Origin of the sequence: Sphingobium sp. B2D3A (assembly GCF_025961795.1) — a bacterium.
Classification (GTDB): Bacteria; Pseudomonadota; Alphaproteobacteria; order Sphingomonadales; family Sphingomonadaceae; genus Sphingobium.
Genome location: NZ_JAOQOI010000001.1, coordinates 480,490 through 499,629 on the forward strand (window position 1 = coordinate 480,490; position 19,140 = coordinate 499,629).

The window sequence follows — 19,140 nt, forward strand, 5'->3', positions numbered from 1 at the left end:
CGACCGCCGGCCTTCGCCGCGCGCCGAGTCCTGCTCGGCCCGGCAATGCTCGGTCGCTTCCTCTCTGTCTGCCCCACGCGCGCCCTGTCGGCGCCGTCCCGCCCCAGCCATCAAATTTAAGTCCAGAGAAGAAAGACCAAACATTGCTGAGAATTGACGATAAGCTTCGCCCGGTCCTGCATGACGTCATCCGCCGCAACGGCGGCGAGCCGGAATTTCATCAGGCGGTGACCGAGGTGCTGGAAAGTCTCGGCCGCGTCGTCGCAAAGCGGCCCCATTATTTGGACAATGCCCTGATCGAGCGGCTGTGCGAGCCCGAGCGGCAGATCATCTTCCGCGTGCCGTGGGTGGACGATAATGGCCAGGTGCAGATCAACCGCGGCTTCCGTGTCCAGTTCAATTCGGCACTCGGGCCCTACAAGGGCGGCATCCGCTTCCATCCCTCGGTCAATATCGGCATCATCAAGTTTCTCGGCTTCGAGCAGACCTTCAAGAACGCCCTCACCGGCATGCCGATCGGCGGCGGCAAGGGCGGATCGGACTTCAACCCCCGCGGGCGCTCGCAGGGCGAGATCATGCGCTTCTGCCAGTCGTTCATGACTGAGTTGTTCCGGCATCTGGGCGAATATACCGATGTGCCGGCCGGGGATATCGGCGTGGGCGGCCGCGAGGTCGGCTATATGTTCGGCCAGTATAAGCGGCTCACCAACCGCTATGAGGCCGGTGTGCTGACCGGCAAGGCGCTGTTCCACGGCGGCTCGCGCGCCCGCACGGAGGCCACCGGCTATGGCGCGACCTATTTCGTCCAGCGGATGCTGGCGACCCGCAAGCAGAGCTTCGATGGCAAGCGCGTGACCGTGTCCGGCTCGGGCAATGTCGCCATCTACACCATGGAAAAGGTCATCGAGTTCGGCGGCATCATCGCGGCCTGCTCGGACTCGAACGGCTATGTGATGGACGAGGACGGCATCGACCTCGAACTGGTCAAGGAAGTGAAGCTCGTCCGCCGCGACCGGATCAGCGACTATGTGCGCCTCAAGGGCGGCAAGAGCCACTATGTCGAGGGCGGCTCGGTCTGGGACGTGCCCTGCGACATCGCCATGCCATCCGCCACCCAGAACGAGCTGACCGGCAATGACGCCAAGACGCTGCTCAAAAATGGCGTCATCGCGGTGGGCGAAGGCGCCAACATGCCCTCCACCCCGGATGCGGTGCGGCTGTTCCAGGAAGCCGGCATCCTCTTTGCGCCCGGCAAGGCCGCGAACGCTGGCGGCGTCGCCACCTCCGCGCTGGAAATGCAGCAAAACGCCTCGCGCGATAGCTGGTCTTTCGAGAAGACGGAAAGCCGCCTCGCCTCGATCATGCACGACATTCACGATCGCTGTGCGGAAACCGCCGAGGAATATGGCGCCCCCGCCGACTATGTGCTGGGCGCCAACATCGCCGGCTTCGTCCGCGTGGCCGAGGCGATGGACGCGCTTGGGGTAATCTGACGCGCGGCGGACACAACAAAGGCCGCCGGAACACCGGCGGCCTTCGCATGTCTGATCCGATCAGCGCTGGTTCTGGCGTTGACCGCCGCCCTGCTGGTTCTGATCGTCCTGTCCGCCCTGCTGGCGACCGGACTTGTCCGTGTTGGACTGGTCCTGCTGGCCGCCTTGGCCGGGCTGGCGCTGTTGATCGTTCTGCTGGTTCTGGTTTGCCATGGTCCATCCTCTCTTGTCGCCCTTGATGGGCATGGGAGAGAAACGGATGGAAGAGCGGCCGGTGCCCGGCTTTGCGACGAATGCCGGAAAAGCGGACGAATTGAAAGGAGCGTCGGACGGGGCGGCTAGGCCGTCAGCCGATCTGCTTCCAGGCCGACGCGATTTCCGCGATGAAGCCGTGGGCACTTTCCATCAGGCTGGGATCATTGGCGACGGTCGCCTCCAGCGTCCGGCGGCGCGTCTCGCGGTAGATGGTCGCAAGGCTGATGGCGATCTCGCCGCCTTGATCGAAATCCAGGCTCGTCTCCAGCGCGTGGAGAACGGCGAGCGCGCGCGTCTGCCGGTCCAGGCATTTGTGGCGGTCGCCAGCCTTGAGCGCCAGTGCGGCGGTATCCAGCGCGAGCAGCAGCTCATCGAACAGGATGCGCACGAGCTGGTGCGGCGTGGCGCCCTCGACGCGGCTGCCGCTATCCACCGCCGCATAATGGCGAAGCGCGGCCATCGGCCTCATCGGATGCGAACCCATGTACATACAGCGTATCCCTTATTGGTGTGTCCAGCGTCTGCGTCCGGACCGTTAGTCGTTGTTCTGGCTCCAGATCTTGACCTGCTGCTCAAGATAGGATTGCGTGGCCTGGAACTGCAGCAGGCGCGTTTGCATCTTCGCGTAGGTCGCGGTGAGCTGGGTGCTGTAGGTGCTGCGCTGATCGCCCAGCTTCTCCAGCTCCTTCTCCAGCGCGGCCTTCTGCTTCCCGTAAATGGCTGCGGAACTGGCGAGCGGACCTTCGCTGCCGTTCACATAATCGGTGATGTCCTTGAGCGCGCCGGCAATGCCAGGCTGCGTCGCGCTGGGCACGGCGGGATTGAGCATCTGGGTGACGCCTTCCGGATCCGCCGCCAGCGCTGCTTCGAGCCGCTTGGTATCCAGCGTGAGCGTGCCGTTGCGCTCGGTGCGCACGCCCAGATCGCTCAGCGTGCGATAGGTGCCGCTATCGGTCAGGGGCTGGGAGACCAGGCCGGCGAGACGACGCGACAGATCCCGCACGCCAAAGTCGCCCGAGAGCAGGCCAGCCGTATCGCCCTGCGCGACCGTCGCGTCGTTGAGGGCGCCCTTGAGCTGATTATAGGCGGTGACGAACTCGCGAACGAGATCGCTCATAGTGCTGGTCGGCTGGTCTGTCGCGAGGGTGATCGTCTTGCCCGGCTCCGCCTTGTTGAGGTCGATCTGGATGTTGGGGATGGCGGTGGTGATCTTGTTCGAGCCGAACTCCATATCGACATTGTCGATGCGGATCAGCGCATTCGCGGCGACCTGGCTCTGCGTCAGCGTCCCGGCGGCGCCATCCCAGACGAAGCGCTGGAGATTGGCATCCGCATCGGCCTCGGCGGTGAGCGTGAAGGCCTTGGCGGTGCCGGTCTCGCCCTTGAGAACGAGGCGCGCGCCGGACTGATCGGTGACGATTGAAGCCGTCACGCCCGCATTCGCGGCATTGATGGCCGAGGCAAGGTCAGCCAGCGTGCCGGTGCCGCCGACGGTGATCATCGTCTCGGTGCTGCCTACGGTGAGCTTGAGCGTGCCGGTGCCAGCGACGGCGGCGCTATCGGCCAGCGCGGCGGACTGCAGCACCTGTCCGGCGGCAAGCTGGCGCACCTCAAGCTGCGCCGGCAGGCCCTTGGGCACGCCGCCCGGAATGAGCGAGACCGCCGCGATGGTCGGATCGTTGGAGACCGGATTGCCACGATAGCCGGTGCCCTGCAGCAGGTCGGTCAGGGCCTTGGAGAAGGTCTCGAGCGAGCTTTTGGCGGAGGCCAGCGCCGACACGCGGGCACTGGCGGTATCCAGCCGGGACTGGACGGCACTCTGGCGCGGCTGGAACGAGGCATTGGTGAGATCGGACACCATCTGGGTGATGTTGATCCCGGAGCCGATGCCCAGTGCGCTCGCAATATCCGTCGCCATATCCGTCGTCCTTTCAAGGCTTCAGAACGGCAGCGGCGAGCGCGGCTTTAGTGCCATGGGCAAAGAATCAGGGCAGGCGCATTCAGTCGTCGAACAGCGGCGCGCTTGGCGCCGGAACCCTCAGTGCGAGGCGGCTTCCACCATGAGCGAGGTGACCGATGCCTGCGCCGCCTGGGCCAGCCCGGCCTGTCGCGCCACCGCCTGCGCCACGTTGGCGACGAAGGTGACCATCTGCTCGTCGGTCGGCGGCATGGGGAGCATGACGACGGGGCTCGGCATCAATGCGACGATGGCCCGGTCGGCCAGTTCGACGCTCGATTCAGCATTGCGGGCCGAGGGCTGGATATGCGCCAGCACATCGGCAATCTCGGCATGGATGCGGGCATAATCGGCAGCGGCGGCGGAGCGTTCGCGATCCCGCAGCAAGGCGGCGCGGGAGGTCTCGCCCTCCGCCCCGCCATGCATGGCACGAGATTGGGAAACGGCAGGCACGGCCAAGGGGCTGCGCTCCGTTGCGCTGGTCACCGGGGTGACAGCCCCGGCGCGGGGCAAGAACTCGTTCATGACACATTGCCTTCTAATGTGTCCCCATCAACAAAAGACGGACGAGTTCGGCTAAGCTTTAATTCACGATATTGCGCCCATCCGCATCGAATCGCATCGCCTCGGGCAGATCGATGTGCGGACGGTCCATCTCGGTCGCCATGGCGTGCTCGATCCGGTAGACGAAGGCGAGGATGGCAGCGACGGCCATGAACAGCCGCTCGTCCACTTCCTGCCCGGCGCGCGAGGTGAAGTAGATGGCGCGGGTGAGCTCGGGATATTGCAGCACCGGCCGGCCCTGATCGGCCGCGAGCGTGCGGATCGCCGCGGCAATTTCGTCGGAACCGCGCGCCACAACGACAGGCGCCGCGTCGCGCCCCGGATGATAGCGCAGCGCGACGGCGAAGTGCGTCGGGTTGGTGAGCACCACCGTGGCCTCTTCCACCGCCTTGCGCACCGAGCCGTTGAGCGTCTCATATTGCCGCCGGCGGATCGCGCCCTTGAGCTCGGGCGAGCCTTCCGTCTCCTTATGCTCCTGCTTCACTTCCTGCTTGCTCATGTTGAGCCGCTTCATGCGCTGGAAGATCTGCGCCGGCACGTCGATGCCCGCGATGAGGAACAGGGCGGCCGCGAGCGCGAGCGTGACGACCACGAAGATGTGGCCCATCTCGCTCATCGCCGGCATCACCCCGGTCTTGGCCATGCCGTGAATGGCATCGAACTGCTGCCACAGCAGCACGCCGCCGATGCTACCGAGCAGCACCACCTTGGCGAGCGATTTGATCAGCTCGATGATGCCCTGCATGCCGAAGATGCGCTTGAGCCCGTTGATCGGGTTCATCCGCTCCGGCTTGGGCACGAGCGCGCCGGTGCGGAAGCCGAGCGAGCCCAGCACGGCAGGCGCGGCAATCGCCGCGACGACCGTCGCCAGCAGCACGCCCGCGAGCGGCAGCGCGATGATGGCAAGCAGATGATAGGCGCGCTGCTCCGGCGCGAAGCCCGCAATATCCCCCTGATCGAACCGCAGGGCTTCGGCGAGCATCAGGCGGATGGCGTCGATCAATGCCGGCCCGGCAATCGCGAGCCAGCCGACGCCGGCCATCACCACCATGGCGGTGGAGAGTTCGCGGGACTGGAGAATGTCGCCCTTGCTGGCCGCGTCCGTCAGACGCTTGGCTGTTGGCTTCTCGGTCTTTTCGCCGCCGCCGGAGGCCTCCTGCGCCATGGCTCAGCCGCCCGCCAGCAAGCGGCTCATGTCGAGCCCTTGGCGCAAGGCGTCGCTGATCGCTTCCCCCATAACCGGCGCGGCGATGGCGAGCAGTACGAGGCCAGCCAGCAGCGTCGCCGGCAAGCCGACCGCGAAGAGATTGAGCGACGGCGCGGTGCGCGCGAGCATTCCCATGACAAGCTGGACAAGAATGAGCGTGAAGGTGACCGGCAGGGCGATGATGACGCCCGAGGCAAACATGGTGCCGCCGAACTGCGCGATGCTTTCGAACGCGCTCGCCGGCATGAGATTGCCCGGCGGCAGCGCCTTGTAGCTCATTACGACATATTGGATCAGCAGCAGATGCCCATCCATGGCGAGCAGCAGGAAGGTGGCGATGATCGAGAGGAAGCGGCCGACGACCGGCGTCGGCTGGCCCGAGAGCGGATCGACCATGGAGGCAAAGCCGAGGCCCATGGCGTTGGCGATCGTCTCGCCGGCGATGAACGCCGCCGAATAGCCGATCTGCAAGGCGAAGCCGAGGCTGAGACCGGCGATCACTTCCGCCGCGACGAGGGCGATGCCGGCGATGCTCGCCAGCCCTTGCTCGGGCAGCGCAAAGGGGGCGCTGTTGAGCGCGGCAATGCCGATCGCGAGGCTGAGGATGATGCGCAGCTGCACCGGGACGGCAGCAGCACCGAAGATCGGCGCGGCGAGCAATGCGGCGCCGGGCCGGATCATCGCCAGCATCCAGAGCCACAGCTGCGCCTCGAGGCCCGCAAATGCCGGTGCGATCATCTGAGCAGGTCCGGAATCCGCTCGAAGATCTCGCGCGTGAAATCGGCGATGAGCATCAGGATCGCCCCGCCGAACAGCGCCAGCGTCACCGCGACGATGATGAGCTTGGGCACGAAGGAGAGCGTCGCCTCGTTGATCGAGGTCGCGGCCTGGATCATGCCGATGATGACGCCCGCCAGCAGGGCCGGGATCAGGATCGGCCCGGTCGCGAGCGCGGCAACCCACAGCGCCTGCTGGGCGAGGCCGACGAAGAAATCGCCATTTTCCATGCGATGTGCTCCCTTCCCTGCCCGCTCAGGTCGCGAACGAGCCGGCGAGGGAGCCCATCGTCAGCGCCCAGCCATCCACCAGCACGAACAGCAGCAGCTTGAACGGCATGGAGATGATGGTCGGCGAGAGCATCATCATACCGAGCGCCATCAGCGTGGAGGCGACAACGAGATCGATGATGAGGAAGGGCAGGAAGATCATGAAGCCGATCTGGAAGGCGGTCTTCAACTCGCTGGTGATGAAGGCCGGCAGCATGATCGAGAAGGGAATCTCCTCGGGCGAGCGGAAGGCCGGCACGTTGGCGAGGTTCTGGAACAGAGCGAGGTCGTTCTGGCGCGTCTGCTTGGCCATGAAGCCATGCAGCACCTTGCCCGAGCGGCTCACCGCTTCCTCGATGCTGATCTGACCCTCGCCATAAGGCGTGTAGGCGCTGGCGGTAATCTGGTCGATCGCCGGGCGCATCACGAACAGCGAGAGGAACAGCGCGAGGCCGACAAGCACCTGGTTCGGCGGCGTCTGCGCGAGGCCGAGCGCCTGACGGAGCAGCGAGAGCACGATGATGATGCGCGTGAAGCTGGTCATCATCAGCACCAGCGACGGCAGCACCGTCAGCAGGCTCATCAGGACAAGGATCTGCAGCGAGATGGAGAGCGGGCGGCCATCGCCCGAAACATCGTCGAGCGCGCGGGTCAGCCCGCCCGAGGCAGCGGCGGCACCTTGCGGCAGGGCACCGGTTGCCGGCGCCTGCACTTGCGGCGCGGGCGCGGCGGCGGGTGCAGCGGGTGCGGCTTGGGCGAAGGCGGGCTGCGTGAGGCTCAGCGTCGCTACAAGCAGCGCGCAGAACAGCGCAGCGCCGATCAGCAAACCCGTGCTCCTGCGAAGGCAGGAGCCCAGGGCAGCAAGGGACAACGACTGCGCCCTGGGCTCCTGCTTCCGCAGGAGCACTTGGGTGGTCGCCAGAATGGGGTCAACCATGGCGGGTTTCGCTCTCCGCGATCTTCTCGACCTTGCCGCGCGAGACCGAGAGCAGCAGGCGCTTGCCTTCGAACTCCACGACCGCGAGCTTGCCGAGCGTGCCCATGGGCAGCACATCGACCAGCTTGACCATCCGGTCGCGCTGGCCGGCGCCCAGCATGCCGGGCTGATATTTGCGCCACAGCCACAGCGCGCCATAGGCCATGCCGCCGACCAGCGGCAGCATGATGAGCAGCTTGAGGAAATACCAGGCGAGCGCGCTCATGCGCGGCGCTCGAGCCCGGCGAGGCGCGCCTCGGTGGAGGCGATCTCGACGATGCGCACGCCATAGCGGCCGTTCACCGTCACCACCTCGCCCCGGGCGACCAGCGTGCCGTTGACCATGATGTCCAGCAGATCGTCGGCCTGACGATCGAGCTGCACGACGCTGCCCTCGCCCAGATTCATGATCTCGGCCAGACGCAGCTGGGTGGCGCCGACCTCGACGGACATGCGCACCGGAATATCGGCCAGCAGGGCCATGTTGCGGCCCAGGCCCATGTCCACCGGTGCGGCGGCCTCAGCCCGGAGTGTTTCGCTCATCTCGCTCATTATGTTGGTCCTCAGGCCAGTTTTTCGATCATGAAGGCGGCGCTGCCGTCCTGTTCGCCCACGGTGCCCTGCGCGAACACGCGGTCACCGACGAGCAGCGGCAATTGCCGCGCGATGTGGATGGGGATGACGTCGCCGGGCTTCAGCGACATCAGCTCCGCCATTTTGAGATTGGGCCGCGCCAGCACCGTGCGGACGGGGAAGCGCACATCATCCAGCCGGGTGGCCAGACGGGTCCGCCAGACCGGATCGGCCGGCCGGGCCTCGTCCCCCGCCTTGGGCGATCCGACGATCTCCAGCCCGCCAAAGCCGGCCTTGGGATAAATGAACTCGATGATGCGCGGGCGATGATCGCCCATGTCGACCTCGAACCCCTGCACCACGATGGCCGTCTCACCGGGCATCAGCTGGGCATGGGCCGGATTGGTCTCACGGTTGATGAGCACCGGCTCCAGCGGGGCGATCTCGGCCCAGCATTCGACCAGCGCCGCGATGATGCCATCGGCAAGCCGGGCGCCGAGCCGCGTTTCCGTGGGCGTGAACTCGCGCTTGTCGCTGCTCGCGCGGTCGCCCTTGCCGCCATAGAAGCGGTCGACCAGCAGCGAGACCAGCGGCGCGTCGATGCGCAGCACCACTGGCCCCTTGATTGGGTGCAGGCGATAGAGCGAGAGGCTGGCGAACTCCGGAGCGCTCGCATCCCACATCATGAACATGGTTTCTTCGAGCGGCAGCGCGGTGACCAGCGGACGCGCGCCCCCATAGGGCTCGATGATCGCGCGCAACCGGCGGCTCACCCGCTCGCCGAGTTTTTCCAGTCCGCTGATCGCGGCGACCGGCTCACTGGTCTGTCGCCCGAGCGCGAAAGGCTGCACGTCATTCATCGTTCATTGTCCCCGTCCGACCCCCGTCGGACACGGCGCTACTGAATAACGAAATTGGTAAAATAAACGTTATCAATGCCGCCGTAGCCCGTCTTTTCCTTCAAAACATCGTTAATAACGGTCAGAAGTTTCGCCTGGAGCTTCTCCTTGCCCTGCGGGGTCGAGAGGTCGAGCTCCTGCTCCTGCGCCATCATCATCAGGATGGCCGAGCGGATCGGCAGCTCATGCGCCTGCACCGCCTCGATCACGCGCTGGTCGTAATAGGTCGACACGGCGATCGAGACCTGCGCGAAGGAGTCACTGTCCGCGAGGTTGGAGGTGAACGGCGCCGGGATCTGGAAATAGGTCGCCTGATAGGCCGAAGCATTGGCCGGGCGGGGCAGATCCACGCCCTTGCCCTCGCGCTCCGGCGCGTGCTGCTCGGCGGCCTTGGCGGCCCAGGTCTTGGCGACCTCCTCGGGCTTCTCGCCGGTCAGCACCAGCTGCGGGCGAAAGGCGTCTTCCGCCGGCCCGCTTTCCTTGTGCATGGAGCCAGCGGCGAAGAACCCCGCGGCCGCGCCACCGCCACCCAGCAGCGCCACGGCGCCAAGGATGATGATCAGCTTCTTCTTGCCGCCGCCCTTCTTCTTGGCGGCGCCGGCGTCCGGTGCATCACTCATCAATCGATCCCCTTAAGCAAAGCGCACATGCCCGTCGGCACTGTCGCGCGCGGCGACCCTGCTCTCATCGGGCTGGCGAGATTGTTCCCCGGCGACGCGCGGGAACGATGTCCCGCGATCGCCATCCTGTCCGCGCCCCTGCTGCTGCATCTGGCTCGCCAGATCGCGCTGGGCCTGGCCCTGGGCCTGATTTTGCGCCTGATTTTGGGCCTGGCTCTGCGCCTGACCCTGATCGCGCGCGGTATCCGAGGAGGCGCCGGCCTTCTCGACCGTGATCTGCCCGAGATGCAGGGTGGCAAGACGTGCATCGGCCTGCAGCGTGCCGCGCCCTTCGTTGAGGCGCCGTGCGGCCTCATCCGTTTCGGCCGTCAGGCGGATGTCCATGGCGCCGGCGCCCTGGAACACGTCGACCTCAAGCCGGCCCAGATGCGGCGGATTGAGCGAGAAGCGGCTATGACCGCCGCCTTCCGCCAGCCCGGCGATTTCCCGCGCCAGCCGGTCGATCCACTGGCCCGAAACGCCCATGTCGATGACCTGCGCGCCCAGTGCCGATGCGGCCGAAGGCGCCGCCTGGCCTGCGCCGCCACTGCTGCTGACAGCGCCGCTCTCGGTCGAGATGCCAACCGGCAAGTCGATGACGAAGCGCTGGGCCATGTCTGGAGACGGCGCTGCGGCCTTGCCGGTCGTGGCGCCCTGCGCCGCCAGAGCATCTGCCAGGCTGGCACCCTCCGCCTTTGGAGAGTCCGCCCCATCGGCCTTGGGGGCAGCGAGCGCCGCCACACCAGCGGCCACGGTCGCGCCATCCTGCGTTGAAGCGGCGGCCCGGCCTCCCTTGGGTCCGGTCCCGGCGGCGACGTGCGCAGCCATGGCCGGCATGCCGGGCGCGAGCGGGAAGGGAATGACCTGCGCCTGCAGCGGCTGCCCGGGCGCCGCAGCGTTGGTGGCGCCCTCATCCGTTGCGGCCGCGTCACCGGCCTCGGCGTCTGCATTCGGCTCGCCTTCGGTCAACGCCAGGGCGGCATCCTGGGGCGGCTGCGCTATCGCAGCGCCCTGCTGGGCCTGCTGCGCCTGCAGCTGAGCCGCGACGGTAACAGCCTGCTGGGGCTGGCTCGCGAACCGATCGGGCGCTGTCAAAGCCAGCTTTTCGCCGCCGACCAGCGCGAGGATATCGGCGCTGAAGCCTTCGTCCGGGGCACCGGCCGGTCCGGTCGTGGCAGTCCCGTCATTGTCGACGACAAGGCTGAGGCCCGCGCCCCCGGCCGCCGGAGCATTGCCGTTCAGCGCAGCCAGCTCGACAAGCGCAGCGAACTGCCCGCCCGTGGCGAGGCCCGGTTCCCCGGCCTTCGCATCGGCAGCCGGAGCGCGCCCCGTCATCATGCTGAAGAGCGACGTGATGTTGATCATTCTTCCAGTCCCCTGTTCTGCATCCGCCGGACGCGCGGCTGCGCGGCCAGCCGGGCTTCGCGCTGCGCTTCCCGTGCGGCCTTGGCCTTGTCCTTGAGGCGCTCGGCAATTTCGCGTTCACGATCCGCCACCACCCGTTCCGCATCGCGCGCGTCGATCCGCCGATTGGCATCGAACAGCGCGCCATCGAGCTGCCGGCCGGCGCGCTCCAGGCGGCTGGCCAGTTCGCGCCGCGCAGCGAAGAGTCCGCCGATCTGCTGCCCGCTCTGGCCGCACAGCTCTTCGCGCACCTGCGCGATGCGGCGGGCATTGCTGGCAATCTGGCTCGCCTCATCCTGCGCAAGCGTGAGCGCGGCGACGGCCTGATTGTGCTGCACGTCCCGCACCCGGACGAGGCGCTTGCGCGCGGCGACCAGGCGGCTCATGCGCCGAACTCCGCGATCAGCGCCGCGGCACTGGTGTCGACGTCAATCGTGGACTTGCTGCTCTGGCGCAGGAAGCCGAGCAATTGCTGCCGGCGTTCCACGGCCTCATCAATGGTCGGATCGTTGCCGGGGCGATAGGCGCCCATCAGGATGAGGTCGCGATTTTCCTCATAGGCCGCCCACAGCCGCCGATAATTGGCGGCGGCGCGCAGATGCTCGTCATCCACGATGTCCGCCATGACGCGCGAGAGCGAGCGCCCGACGTCGATGGCCGGGAAGATGCTCTGTTCGGAGAGGTGCCGCGAGAGCACGATATGCCCGTCGACAATGGCGCGCGCGGTGTCGACGATGGGGTCGTCGGTATCGTCGCCATCGGCCAGCACAGTGTAGATCGCGGTGATCGATCCGCCCGAGCGGCTGTCCACGCCGGCGCGCTCGACAAGGCGGGGGATGAGCGACAGCGCCGAGGGCGGATAGCCCTTCATCGCCGGCGGCTCGCCCAGCGACAGGCCGATCTCGCGCTGGGCATGGGCGCAGCGGGTGAGACTGTCGATGAGCAGCAGCACCTGCTTGCCCCGCGCGCGGAAATATTCGGCGATGGCGGTCGCGCGGGCAGCCGCGCGCAGGCGCAGCACCGGCGGATGATCGGCCGGCACGGCAACCACGACGCTCTTGTTCATGAGCGCGCCGCCGATCTTGGTCTCGAGGAAGTCGCTGACCTCGCGGCCGCGCTCGCCGATCAGGCCGGTGACGATCACGTCCGCCTCGGCGCCAGCAATCATCTGGCCCATCAGCACCGATTTACCGACGCCCGAACCGGCCATGATGGCGATACGCTGGCCGCGCCCGGCCGTGAGCAACGCATTCACCGCGCGCACACCGAGATCGAAGCGTTCCAGCACCCTGCCGCGATCCAGCACATTGCCGCGCACGCCGGCGAGCGGCCACTGGCCATTGGCAAGCACCGGCCCCTTGCGATCGAGCGGCTGTCCCATGGCATCGATGACGCGGCCGATCAGCCCCTCACCGACCTGCACCATGTTGGCGGCGCTGTCCGGCTCGACGCGCGCGCCATTTTCCAGCGGCGCATCCTGATCGAGCGGCACCAGCACGGCGCGACTGCCCCGGAAGCCGACGACCTCGGCGCGCACCGACGTGCCATCGGCCGCGCGAATGCGCGCGCCGGCGCCGATGGGGCGGGAAAAGCCGGTGACTTCCAGCATGCCGCCATCATGGCCAACCAGCCGGCCGACATGGCGCGGCGCCTGATTGGGCACCTGCATATGATCGAGCAAGCGCGTGGCGCGGGCGAGTTCCGCCTGGATCACAGCCGGCCCTCCATATCGTCCATCAGCGCCTTGAGGCGCGCAAGGCGCACGTCCGGGCCATCCTCGATCCAGCCCTCCGCCGTGGCGAGCCGGACCGATCCGCGCGGCACATCGGGGCTGGCCGCCAGCGAGAAGCGCAGCGGCTCGGCCTGCAGCAGCGGCAGATCCTCGGGATTGACCTCCAACCGGCCCTTGGCGTCGTCCGTGTCGATGCAGGCGGCAACCGCCTCGCAGCGCGCCCGGAGCACATCGGCATCGATCGGCACTTCACCCACAATCTGCCCGACCAGACGGATGACCGCCTGGGAGAGCAGCGTGGCGAATGCGCCTTCATCCACTTTGCCGAGCGCCAGAACAGCGGCAGCCAGCTCCCGCCGCGCCGCATCGTCCTGCTCGGCGGCTTCGCGCGTGATGCGCTCGCCTTCCTGAAAGCCCTGCACGAAGGCATCGCGCGCGGCTTCCTCGATGGGGTCGACCGGCGCCTGAGCGGCCAGCGTCTCATCATAGTCGCCGCCGGGCCCGCTTCCGCCGGGGAAGGTGACGTTCCAGGCCCGATGGCCCTGCTCCTCGGCATAGAGGTGGCGAAAGCCCCTGCCATCGCGCCCGACGCTGCCGAAATTGCCCCAGCTCTCCAGCGGCGCGGCGCCTCTGACGCTATCGGCCGACCAGATCCTAGACATAGTCGTCGCCCTTTCCGCCCAGCATGATTGCCCCTTCCTCGCCCATGCGGCGCGCCTCGGCGATGATCGCCTTCTGCGCTTCCATCACTTCAGCAAGGCGCATCGGGCCGCGCTCGTCCATCTCGTCCTGAATGGACTGGGCGGCGCGCTGCGACATGCAGCCCAGGATGCGGGTGCGCAGCGTGTCGCTCGCCCCCTTGAGCGCGACGACGAGAATGGCGTTGTCCACCGCCCGCATGAGCGTGCCGAGATCCTTGTCCGACAGGGCCTGCAGATTTTCGAAGACGAACATCTCGTCCTCGATGAGCTGCGCGACATTGCGGTCGCGCTTGTTCAGCGCCTTGATGATGCGCTGCTCATGATCCTTGCGGATGTTGTTCATGATCGCGGCGGCCTCGCTGGTGCCACCGCGCTTGGTGGTGCCAGCGGAGGAGCGGCCCTGCGCCGGGCGGGAGGCGATGAGCTGCTCCAGCTCGTCCAGCGCCTCGGTGCTCACCGGGCCGAGCGTGGCGACGCGATAGACGACATCGTCCTGCACCTCAGCCGGCAGCAGCTGCAGGGTCGCGGCGGCTACAGCCGGGTCCAGATGGGCCAGCACGATGGCCATGATCTGCGGATGCTCGGGCTCGATGATCGCGGCGATCTCGGCCGGCTCCATCCATTTGAGCATCGAGAGCTTGGTCGAGCGCGTCGGCGGCGTGATGCGCGCGAGCATATTGTCCGCGCGGTCCGGCCCGAGCGCCTTGTGCATGGCGCCGCGAATATGCTGCGTCGCCCCGTAGCCGATGGTGGTGCGACCGCGCGCCTTGGAGACGAACTGGTCCAGCGCGGCGTTCACCTCGTCCACCTCGACATCGGCGACGTCATACATGGCGTAGCCGAGCTGGCGCACCTCGTCCGGCTCCAGCCGGGAGAGGATCTGCGCGGCCTCGTCTTCCTCGAAGAGCATCAGCAGCACGGCGGCTGCGGCGCTGCCGGTGAGCGGGCGGGCGGCTTCGACCTCAGCCATCGGCCTTCACTCCATCCTTGAGGAGATCGCGAACGACGAGCGCAGCGCGATCGGGGTCCTGCTTCACAAAGTTGCGGATCAGCGTGGCACGGTCGCTATAGTCATGCGTGGCGCTGATCATATCGAGGGTCACCGGCTGGGCGGGGTCATGCACCGCCGCCGAGGCCCGGCCGATCTCGGCCTGGATTTCCGTGCCGATCTGCTGGCCGATCTGTGCATCGAGCACCTGGCGCTCCGCCTGCGCGGCGGACCAGCGCTTGAGCAGCGGACGGCCGATGCCGACCAGCAGCAGCAGCGCGACGAGCAGGGCCGAGACGTTACGGGCGAGCATTGCCACCCAGGCTTCCTGATACCAGGGCGTCGCATCGGTGGCGGCGTCCCCGGCGGCTTCGGCGAACTTGCGGGAGGAAATCGCCACCACGTCGCCGCGGGCCTGATCGAAGCCGATTGCGCCTTTGACCAGCGCCTCGAGCGCGGCAATCTCCTGCGGCGTGCGCGGCTTGCCATCGGTGCCCTGATCCAGCGCGACGGCGATCGACAAGCGCTGCACGGTGCCCACGGCGTCCCGCGTCACGGAGACTTCGCGGCCCAGTTCGAAGCTGCGGTTGAAGGTCTCGGTCGTCTTGAACGGCGGCATGCCGGGTGCGGGCGGCGTCTGCATGGCGTTGGCCTGGGCCTGCGCCTGTGTCGGCGGCGGGCCGCCCGGATCGGCGGGGTTAACCGGCGGATTGGGCTGCAGCGCGCCGGGGATGCCGCCCGGTGTGGCATTGGCATTGCCCTGCGCATCCGTGTTCCAGCTGCCGGTTTCGGCGCGCAGACGGGCTTCGTCCTGCGGATAGGTTTCGCGCGTGGCCTGCCGCTCGGCGAAGTTTACCTCGGCATGCACCTCGGTCGAGAACTTGCCGGCACCGATGATCGGCGTGAGCAGGGCGGTCACAGCCTGACGGTAGCGATCCTCGATGCGGCTCTGGATCTGGATCTGACGATCCGTCTCCGCGCCGGCCCCGGTCGCATTGCTGAGCAGGCGGCCATTCTGATCGACGACCGACACCGATTCCGGCGCCATGTCGCCCACGGAAGAGGCGACGAGATGGACGATGGCCTCGACCTGCCCTTCGGACAGCGAGCGACCATTAGCCAGCTGCAGCATCACGGATGCCGTCGGGCGGGAGCGCTCGCGCAGGAAGATGCTCGGCGCCTCGACCGCGAGGTGGACCCGCGCCTTGGTAACCGCATCGATCGCCTCGATGGTGCGGGCCAGATCCATCTCGCGCGCGCTGCGCAGTTTCTCGCCCTCGACGGCGCGGCTCGCGCCCATCGGCATGGAGTCGATCAGCGTGTCGCCGGTCGGCGCGCTGCGGGGCAGGCCCTCGGCGGCGAGCTTCATCTTGGCGTTGAAATAATCGGTCTCGGAGACGGTGATCGCACCGCTCGTCTGATCGAAATTATAGGCGATGCCGCTCTTGCCCAGCGCCTCGGCCACGGCGGCCTGGTCGGCCTCCGGCAAGCCCCGGAACAGGTCGCGCTGCGGCGGCTCGCGCAGTGCCAGCCAGGCCAGCGCGGCGAGCGCAGCAACAGTGATCAGGCCGATCATCGGCAGGCTGCGCTGCACGGCGGGTTGCTGAAGCAGGCCCGTGAGGCGCAGCTTCATGCCCTGCGCGCCGGCCGCAAAGCCCGCGCCAGACCCGGAGAGGGCGGGCAAGCCGGGCTGCATCGCTGCCTGGTTGCCAGTGGTGGTGGTGATGTTCGCGTCGCTCATCTCATTACACCGGCATGCTCATGATGTCCTTGTAGGCGGACAGGAGTTTGTTGCGGACCTGCAGGGTCGTCTCGAAGCCCACCGACGCCTGCTGGCGGGTCAGCATGACCGCCGCGATGTCCGTGGTCTCGCCGCGCTCATAAGCCGCGGTCGCGTCGCTCGACTGGGTCTGCAGCTTGTTCACGCCCTCGATGGCGCTGCGCATGGCGTCCGCGAAATCGGCGCCACCTGCAGGGCTGCTGGCGGGCGCGCCGCCGGTCGCGGCACCCGCGGCGCTTTTCGCGGCGTCCTGGATCGCGGAGTTACGCTGGAGAATGCTCTGGCGCAGGGCCAGCACGCTATCGACGGAAAGTCCCGACATGATGATGCCTCCTGCGCTCAGCTAGCCAGCGCGAGGTCACGCATTTCAGCGAGACGGTAGCGCAGGGTACGTTCGGAAATGCCAAGGATGCGAGCCGCGCGGGCGCGATGCCCGCCGGTGTCACGCAGGGCGAGGCGAATGGCGTCCATCGCCGAGGCGCGGGCGACATCCTGAAGACGAGCACGGGCCGGCAGCGGCGCGGGCTCGGCTGGAACGGGCGCGGGCATGGCGTTGCCGGCTAGGCTGAGATCGCTCACGTCGATCTGGTCGCCTTCCCGCAGCACGATGGCCCGCTGGAGGACATTGCCCAGCTCACGGGCATTGCCCGGCCAGCTGTGCGCACCAAGATGCGCCAGCGCTGCGGGCGTCGGCCAGGCGAAGCCGGACTGGCCGCCCTGATGGCGCAGCAGAAACGAGGCGGTGATCGCCGGAATGTCACCCGGACGGCTTGCGAGCGCGCTCAGGTGCAGCGGCATCACATTGAGCCGCCAGTAAAGGTCCGCGCGGAACCGACCGGCATCGGCCTCCGCCGAAAGATCGCGGTTGCAGGCGGCGACGACGCGCACATCGACCGGCACCGGATGCGTCGCGCCGACGGGAAGCACTTCGCCTTCCTGCAGCGCGCGCAGCAGCTTGGCCTGCAGGGCCAGCGGCAGTTCGGCGATTTCGTCGAGGAACAGCGTGCCGCCATTGGCAGCGAGGAACAGGCCGTCGGACGACGCGCCGGCCCCGGTGAAGCTGCCCTTCTTGTGACCGAAGAGCATGGCTTCCATCATGGTTTCCGGCAGCGCCGCGCAATTGACGGCGATGAAATCCTTGTCGGCGCGTGGGCTCATATCATGAAGGAAGCGCGCAATGCCCTCCTTGCCCGTGCCGGTCTCGCCCTGAACGAGCACCGTCGCATCACTGGCGGCGATCCGCTGGGCGAGGCGCATCAGCATGGCGCTGCTCTCGTCTCCCACCGCCGGCATCCGCGCCGGGCGGAGCAGTTCGGCGATCAGGGCAAAGGCCATCGCCTTGTCCGGTGCGCCGAAGGCAATGCGAGCGGGGAAGCCATTGGAGGCCGGCATGAAGCGCGGCGCGCCCTCGCGCCACTCGATCAGCAGGTCGCGACATGTGGCATCGGCAATTTCCTCGGCGAGGAGAATGCGCTGGATAGATTTACCACGCGGCGTGTCCGCGCCTACCGTTCGTACAGAAAAGCAGGCAGTATCGAGCCACGCGTCCAGATCCGGCAATAGCCGCTGTACGCGCTGACTCATGTCGACATGCAACATGCGTAAGCCCCCATTTTGGTCCAGTCCGGGCTCTTGCGAGCCACCCCCGTCTTGCCCGTTAAAAGTGATAAAAAATGCTTAGCATTCGGTTAACGACGGCGAACCATTGCCGCAGTGCGGCAGGATTTTGCCGACCGTCTGAAGGCGCGAAAATCATGTCGCGCATGACATGCAGAGCTCCACTTTCCCTCTCGACGAACCCGGCCCGGCGCGCTTTGTTACAAAATATATCGTTTTATTTCATAATATTAATCGGCGTCTTGGGGAAATTTGAGACGGTCACCTAAAGCTCCTGAGGCCTTATCCGTTCTGTGGTTTCGAGGCCGCCACCGCCAAAGGGCAGCGACCCTCAGTGAAGCGGGAAAGGAAACCACATGACTGTTATTGCATCCAACGTGTCCGCGATTCGGGCCCAGAATGCCTCGGCCACCGCGAATCAGGGCCTGTCGCAGGCCATGGAGCGCCTGTCCTCCGGCAAGCGCATCAACACCGCGAAGGACGACGCCGCCGGCCTCGCCATCGCCACCAAGATGACCGCCGAAGTCCGTGGCCTCGCTGCTGCACGCCGCAACGCCAATGACGGCCTCTCGCTGGCGCAGACCGCTGAAGGCGCGCTGGGCGACATCTCCAACATGCTGGTCCGCATGAAGGAACTGGCTGTGCAGTCCGCGAACGGCACGAACGACACCGCCGCCCGCGACAATCTGCAGGCGGAAGTCTCCGCGCTGATGACGCAGATCGGCAAGGTGCAGGGCCAGGAGTTCAACGGTGTGGCGCTGTTCAGCGCGACGGCTACCTCGATCCAGGTCGGCACCGGCTCGACCGACACTGTCTCGGTTGACACCTCGGCGGTGACGACGGCTCTGACGGCGCTCGCAACCGCTGCCCCGAACATCGGCGGCGCCGGCGCGACGGTGGGTGCGGCGATGACCGCCATCGACACCGCGATCGAAGCGGTTGCTACCGGCCGTGCCAATCTGGGTGCCACGCAGAGCCGTCTCGAATCGGCTGCCAGCAACCTGACCACCACGATCACCAACCTGTCCGACGCCCGTTCGCGGATCGAAGACGCCGACTTCTCCGAGGAATCGACGGCGCTCGCCAAGAACCAGATCCTCAGCCAGGCCTCCACGGCGATGCTCGCTCAGGCGAACCAGAGCCAGCAGGGCGTGCTCAGCCTGCTCCGCTAAGGGCAGCACCTAAGATCGGACGGCGAGGGTACTGGTCCACACTCGCCGGCCCGGTTGACCCCCGGCACCATAGAGTCCCCATCGTGCCGGGGGTCAGCATCCCCAACAGGGAATATC

General features: G+C 67.0%; 22 protein-coding genes. 2 read left to right on the forward strand and 20 right to left on the reverse strand.

Annotated features, from left to right (window positions below):
• The first annotated feature begins 143 nt into the window (after positions 1–143).
• A complete protein-coding gene (gene gdhA, locus M2337_RS02135; protein ID WP_264571510.1) occupies positions 144–1,493 on the forward strand; it encodes an NADP-specific glutamate dehydrogenase in 1,350 nt (449 codons plus the stop codon).
• 60 nt (positions 1,494–1,553) lie between these two features.
• Here the strand turns inward: gdhA and M2337_RS02140 are convergent, their stop codons facing one another.
• From M2337_RS02140 to M2337_RS02235, 20 genes are all read right to left on the reverse strand, one after another.
• A complete protein-coding gene (locus M2337_RS02140; protein WP_264571511.1) occupies positions 1,554–1,706 on the reverse strand; it encodes a hypothetical protein in 153 nt (50 codons plus the stop codon).
• Positions 1,707–1,839: 133 nt separating this feature from the next.
• The gene (fliS, locus tag M2337_RS02145; RefSeq protein ID WP_264571512.1) at positions 1,840–2,208 is read right to left on the reverse strand and encodes a flagellar export chaperone FliS; all 369 of its coding nucleotides are present in this window, start codon (positions 2,206–2,208) and stop codon (positions 1,840–1,842) included.
• 75 nt (positions 2,209–2,283) lie between these two features.
• On the reverse strand, positions 2,284–3,666 hold the full coding sequence (fliD, locus tag M2337_RS02150; RefSeq protein WP_264571513.1) for a flagellar filament capping protein FliD: 1,383 nt from the start codon (positions 3,664–3,666) through the stop codon (positions 2,284–2,286).
• A gap of 120 nt (positions 3,667–3,786) precedes the next feature.
• Complete coding sequence (locus M2337_RS02155; RefSeq protein ID WP_181560888.1) at positions 3,787–4,230, reverse strand: hypothetical protein; 444 nt, start codon at positions 4,228–4,230, stop codon at positions 3,787–3,789.
• Between the two features lie 58 nt (positions 4,231–4,288).
• Positions 4,289–5,434 carry a flagellar biosynthesis protein FlhB gene (locus tag M2337_RS02160; RefSeq protein WP_264571514.1) on the reverse strand — a complete coding sequence of 382 codons (1,146 nt, stop codon included), beginning with the start codon at positions 5,432–5,434 and terminating at the stop codon, positions 4,289–4,291.
• A 3-nt stretch (positions 5,435–5,437) separates the two neighbouring features.
• Complete coding sequence (gene fliR / locus M2337_RS02165) at positions 5,438–6,214, reverse strand: flagellar biosynthetic protein FliR (protein WP_181560890.1); 777 nt, start codon at positions 6,212–6,214, stop codon at positions 5,438–5,440.
• Positions 6,211–6,483 carry a flagellar biosynthesis protein FliQ gene (gene fliQ, locus M2337_RS02170; protein WP_181560891.1) on the reverse strand — a complete coding sequence of 91 codons (273 nt, stop codon included), beginning with the start codon at positions 6,481–6,483 and terminating at the stop codon, positions 6,211–6,213. Before fliQ ends, fliR begins: the two co-directional genes overlap by 4 nt.
• Positions 6,484–6,508: 25 nt before the next feature.
• Entirely contained in the window at positions 6,509–7,348 is an 840-nt protein-coding gene (gene fliP, locus M2337_RS02175) for a flagellar type III secretion system pore protein FliP (RefSeq protein WP_413716216.1), read from the reverse strand.
• Positions 7,349–7,451: 103 nt separating this feature from the next.
• On the reverse strand, positions 7,452–7,724 hold the full coding sequence (locus tag M2337_RS02180; protein ID WP_181560893.1) for a flagellar biosynthetic protein FliO: 273 nt from the start codon (positions 7,722–7,724) through the stop codon (positions 7,452–7,454).
• Positions 7,721–8,050, reverse strand: a complete 330-nt coding sequence (gene fliN / locus M2337_RS02185) for a flagellar motor switch protein FliN (protein WP_181560894.1) — start codon at positions 8,048–8,050, stop codon at positions 7,721–7,723. The genes M2337_RS02180 and fliN overlap by 4 nt, the downstream gene beginning before the upstream one ends.
• Before the next feature lie 11 nt (positions 8,051–8,061).
• Entirely contained in the window at positions 8,062–8,931 is an 870-nt protein-coding gene (locus M2337_RS02190; RefSeq protein WP_181560895.1) for a flagellar motor switch protein FliM, read from the reverse strand.
• 38 nt (positions 8,932–8,969) lie between these two features.
• Positions 8,970–9,590 (reverse strand): flagellar basal body-associated protein FliL, encoded by a 621-nt coding sequence (fliL, locus tag M2337_RS02195; protein ID WP_264571515.1) that lies wholly within the window; start codon positions 9,588–9,590, stop codon positions 8,970–8,972.
• Positions 9,591–9,602: 12 nt separating this feature from the next.
• Positions 9,603–10,994, reverse strand: a complete 1,392-nt coding sequence (locus tag M2337_RS02200) for a flagellar hook-length control protein FliK (protein ID WP_264571516.1) — start codon at positions 10,992–10,994, stop codon at positions 9,603–9,605.
• Positions 10,991–11,419 carry a hypothetical protein gene (locus M2337_RS02205; protein ID WP_264571517.1) on the reverse strand — a complete coding sequence of 143 codons (429 nt, stop codon included), beginning with the start codon at positions 11,417–11,419 and terminating at the stop codon, positions 10,991–10,993. The genes M2337_RS02200 and M2337_RS02205 overlap by 4 nt, the downstream gene beginning before the upstream one ends.
• A complete protein-coding gene (locus tag M2337_RS02210) occupies positions 11,416–12,747 on the reverse strand; it encodes a FliI/YscN family ATPase (RefSeq protein WP_181560899.1) in 1,332 nt (443 codons plus the stop codon). Before M2337_RS02210 ends, M2337_RS02205 begins: the two co-directional genes overlap by 4 nt.
• Positions 12,744–13,427: a flagellar biosynthesis protein gene (locus tag M2337_RS02215; RefSeq protein ID WP_264571518.1), complete on the reverse strand. Its 684-nt coding sequence runs from the start codon at positions 13,425–13,427 to the stop codon at positions 12,744–12,746. Before M2337_RS02215 ends, M2337_RS02210 begins: the two co-directional genes overlap by 4 nt.
• Positions 13,420–14,436 carry a flagellar motor switch protein FliG gene (fliG, locus tag M2337_RS02220; RefSeq protein ID WP_264571519.1) on the reverse strand — a complete coding sequence of 339 codons (1,017 nt, stop codon included), beginning with the start codon at positions 14,434–14,436 and terminating at the stop codon, positions 13,420–13,422. The genes M2337_RS02215 and fliG overlap by 8 nt, the downstream gene beginning before the upstream one ends.
• Entirely contained in the window at positions 14,429–16,195 is a 1,767-nt protein-coding gene (gene fliF / locus M2337_RS02225; protein WP_264571520.1) for a flagellar basal-body MS-ring/collar protein FliF, read from the reverse strand. The genes fliG and fliF overlap by 8 nt, the downstream gene beginning before the upstream one ends.
• A gap of 4 nt (positions 16,196–16,199) precedes the next feature.
• The gene (fliE, locus tag M2337_RS02230) at positions 16,200–16,556 is read right to left on the reverse strand and encodes a flagellar hook-basal body complex protein FliE (RefSeq protein WP_181560903.1); all 357 of its coding nucleotides are present in this window, start codon (positions 16,554–16,556) and stop codon (positions 16,200–16,202) included.
• 17 nt (positions 16,557–16,573) lie between these two features.
• The gene (locus tag M2337_RS02235; RefSeq protein WP_264571521.1) at positions 16,574–17,833 is read right to left on the reverse strand and encodes a sigma-54 interaction domain-containing protein; all 1,260 of its coding nucleotides are present in this window, start codon (positions 17,831–17,833) and stop codon (positions 16,574–16,576) included.
• A 374-nt stretch (positions 17,834–18,207) separates the two neighbouring features.
• On the opposite strand from M2337_RS02235, the gene M2337_RS02240 reads away from it, so the two are divergent.
• Entirely contained in the window at positions 18,208–19,023 is an 816-nt protein-coding gene (locus M2337_RS02240; protein WP_264571522.1) for a flagellin, read from the forward strand.
• The last annotated feature ends 117 nt before the right edge of the window (positions 19,024–19,140 follow it).

Excerpts from the sequence above, each read along its gene's own strand:
- M2337_RS02140 (WP_264571511.1), bottom strand. The coding sequence starts at position 1,706 with ATGGCAAACCAGAACCAGCAGAACGATCAACAGCGCCAGCCCGGCCAA.
- fliS (WP_264571512.1), bottom strand. The coding sequence starts at position 2,208 with ATGGCCGCGCTTCGCCATTATGCGGCGGTGGATAGCGGCAGCCGCGTC.
- fliD (WP_264571513.1), bottom strand. The coding sequence starts at position 3,666 with ATGGCGACGGATATTGCGAGCGCACTGGGCATCGGCTCCGGGATCAAC.
- M2337_RS02155 (WP_181560888.1), bottom strand. The coding sequence starts at position 4,230 with ATGAACGAGTTCTTGCCCCGCGCCGGGGCTGTCACCCCGGTGACCAGC.
- M2337_RS02160 (WP_264571514.1), bottom strand. The coding sequence starts at position 5,434 with ATGGCGCAGGAGGCCTCCGGCGGCGGCGAAAAGACCGAGAAGCCAACA.
- fliR (WP_181560890.1), bottom strand. The coding sequence starts at position 6,214 with ATGATCGCACCGGCATTTGCGGGCCTCGAGGCGCAGCTGTGGCTCTGG.
- fliQ (WP_181560891.1), bottom strand. The coding sequence starts at position 6,483 with ATGGAAAATGGCGATTTCTTCGTCGGCCTCGCCCAGCAGGCGCTGTGG.
- M2337_RS02180 (WP_181560893.1), bottom strand. The coding sequence starts at position 7,724 with ATGAGCGCGCTCGCCTGGTATTTCCTCAAGCTGCTCATCATGCTGCCG.
- fliN (WP_181560894.1), bottom strand. The coding sequence starts at position 8,050 with ATGAGCGAGATGAGCGAAACACTCCGGGCTGAGGCCGCCGCACCGGTG.
- M2337_RS02190 (WP_181560895.1), bottom strand. The coding sequence starts at position 8,931 with ATGAATGACGTGCAGCCTTTCGCGCTCGGGCGACAGACCAGTGAGCCG.
- fliL (WP_264571515.1), bottom strand. The coding sequence starts at position 9,590 with ATGAGTGATGCACCGGACGCCGGCGCCGCCAAGAAGAAGGGCGGCGGC.
- M2337_RS02200 (WP_264571516.1), bottom strand. The coding sequence starts at position 10,994 with ATGATCAACATCACGTCGCTCTTCAGCATGATGACGGGGCGCGCTCCG.
- M2337_RS02205 (WP_264571517.1), bottom strand. The coding sequence starts at position 11,419 with ATGAGCCGCCTGGTCGCCGCGCGCAAGCGCCTCGTCCGGGTGCGGGAC.
- M2337_RS02215 (WP_264571518.1), bottom strand. The coding sequence starts at position 13,427 with ATGTCTAGGATCTGGTCGGCCGATAGCGTCAGAGGCGCCGCGCCGCTG.
- fliG (WP_264571519.1), bottom strand. The coding sequence starts at position 14,436 with ATGGCTGAGGTCGAAGCCGCCCGCCCGCTCACCGGCAGCGCCGCAGCC.
- fliF (WP_264571520.1), bottom strand. The coding sequence starts at position 16,195 with ATGAGCGACGCGAACATCACCACCACCACTGGCAACCAGGCAGCGATG.
- fliE (WP_181560903.1), bottom strand. The coding sequence starts at position 16,556 with ATGTCGGGACTTTCCGTCGATAGCGTGCTGGCCCTGCGCCAGAGCATT.
- M2337_RS02235 (WP_264571521.1), bottom strand. The coding sequence starts at position 17,833 with ATGTTGCATGTCGACATGAGTCAGCGCGTACAGCGGCTATTGCCGGAT.
- M2337_RS02240 (WP_264571522.1), top strand. The coding sequence starts at position 18,208 with ATGACTGTTATTGCATCCAACGTGTCCGCGATTCGGGCCCAGAATGCC.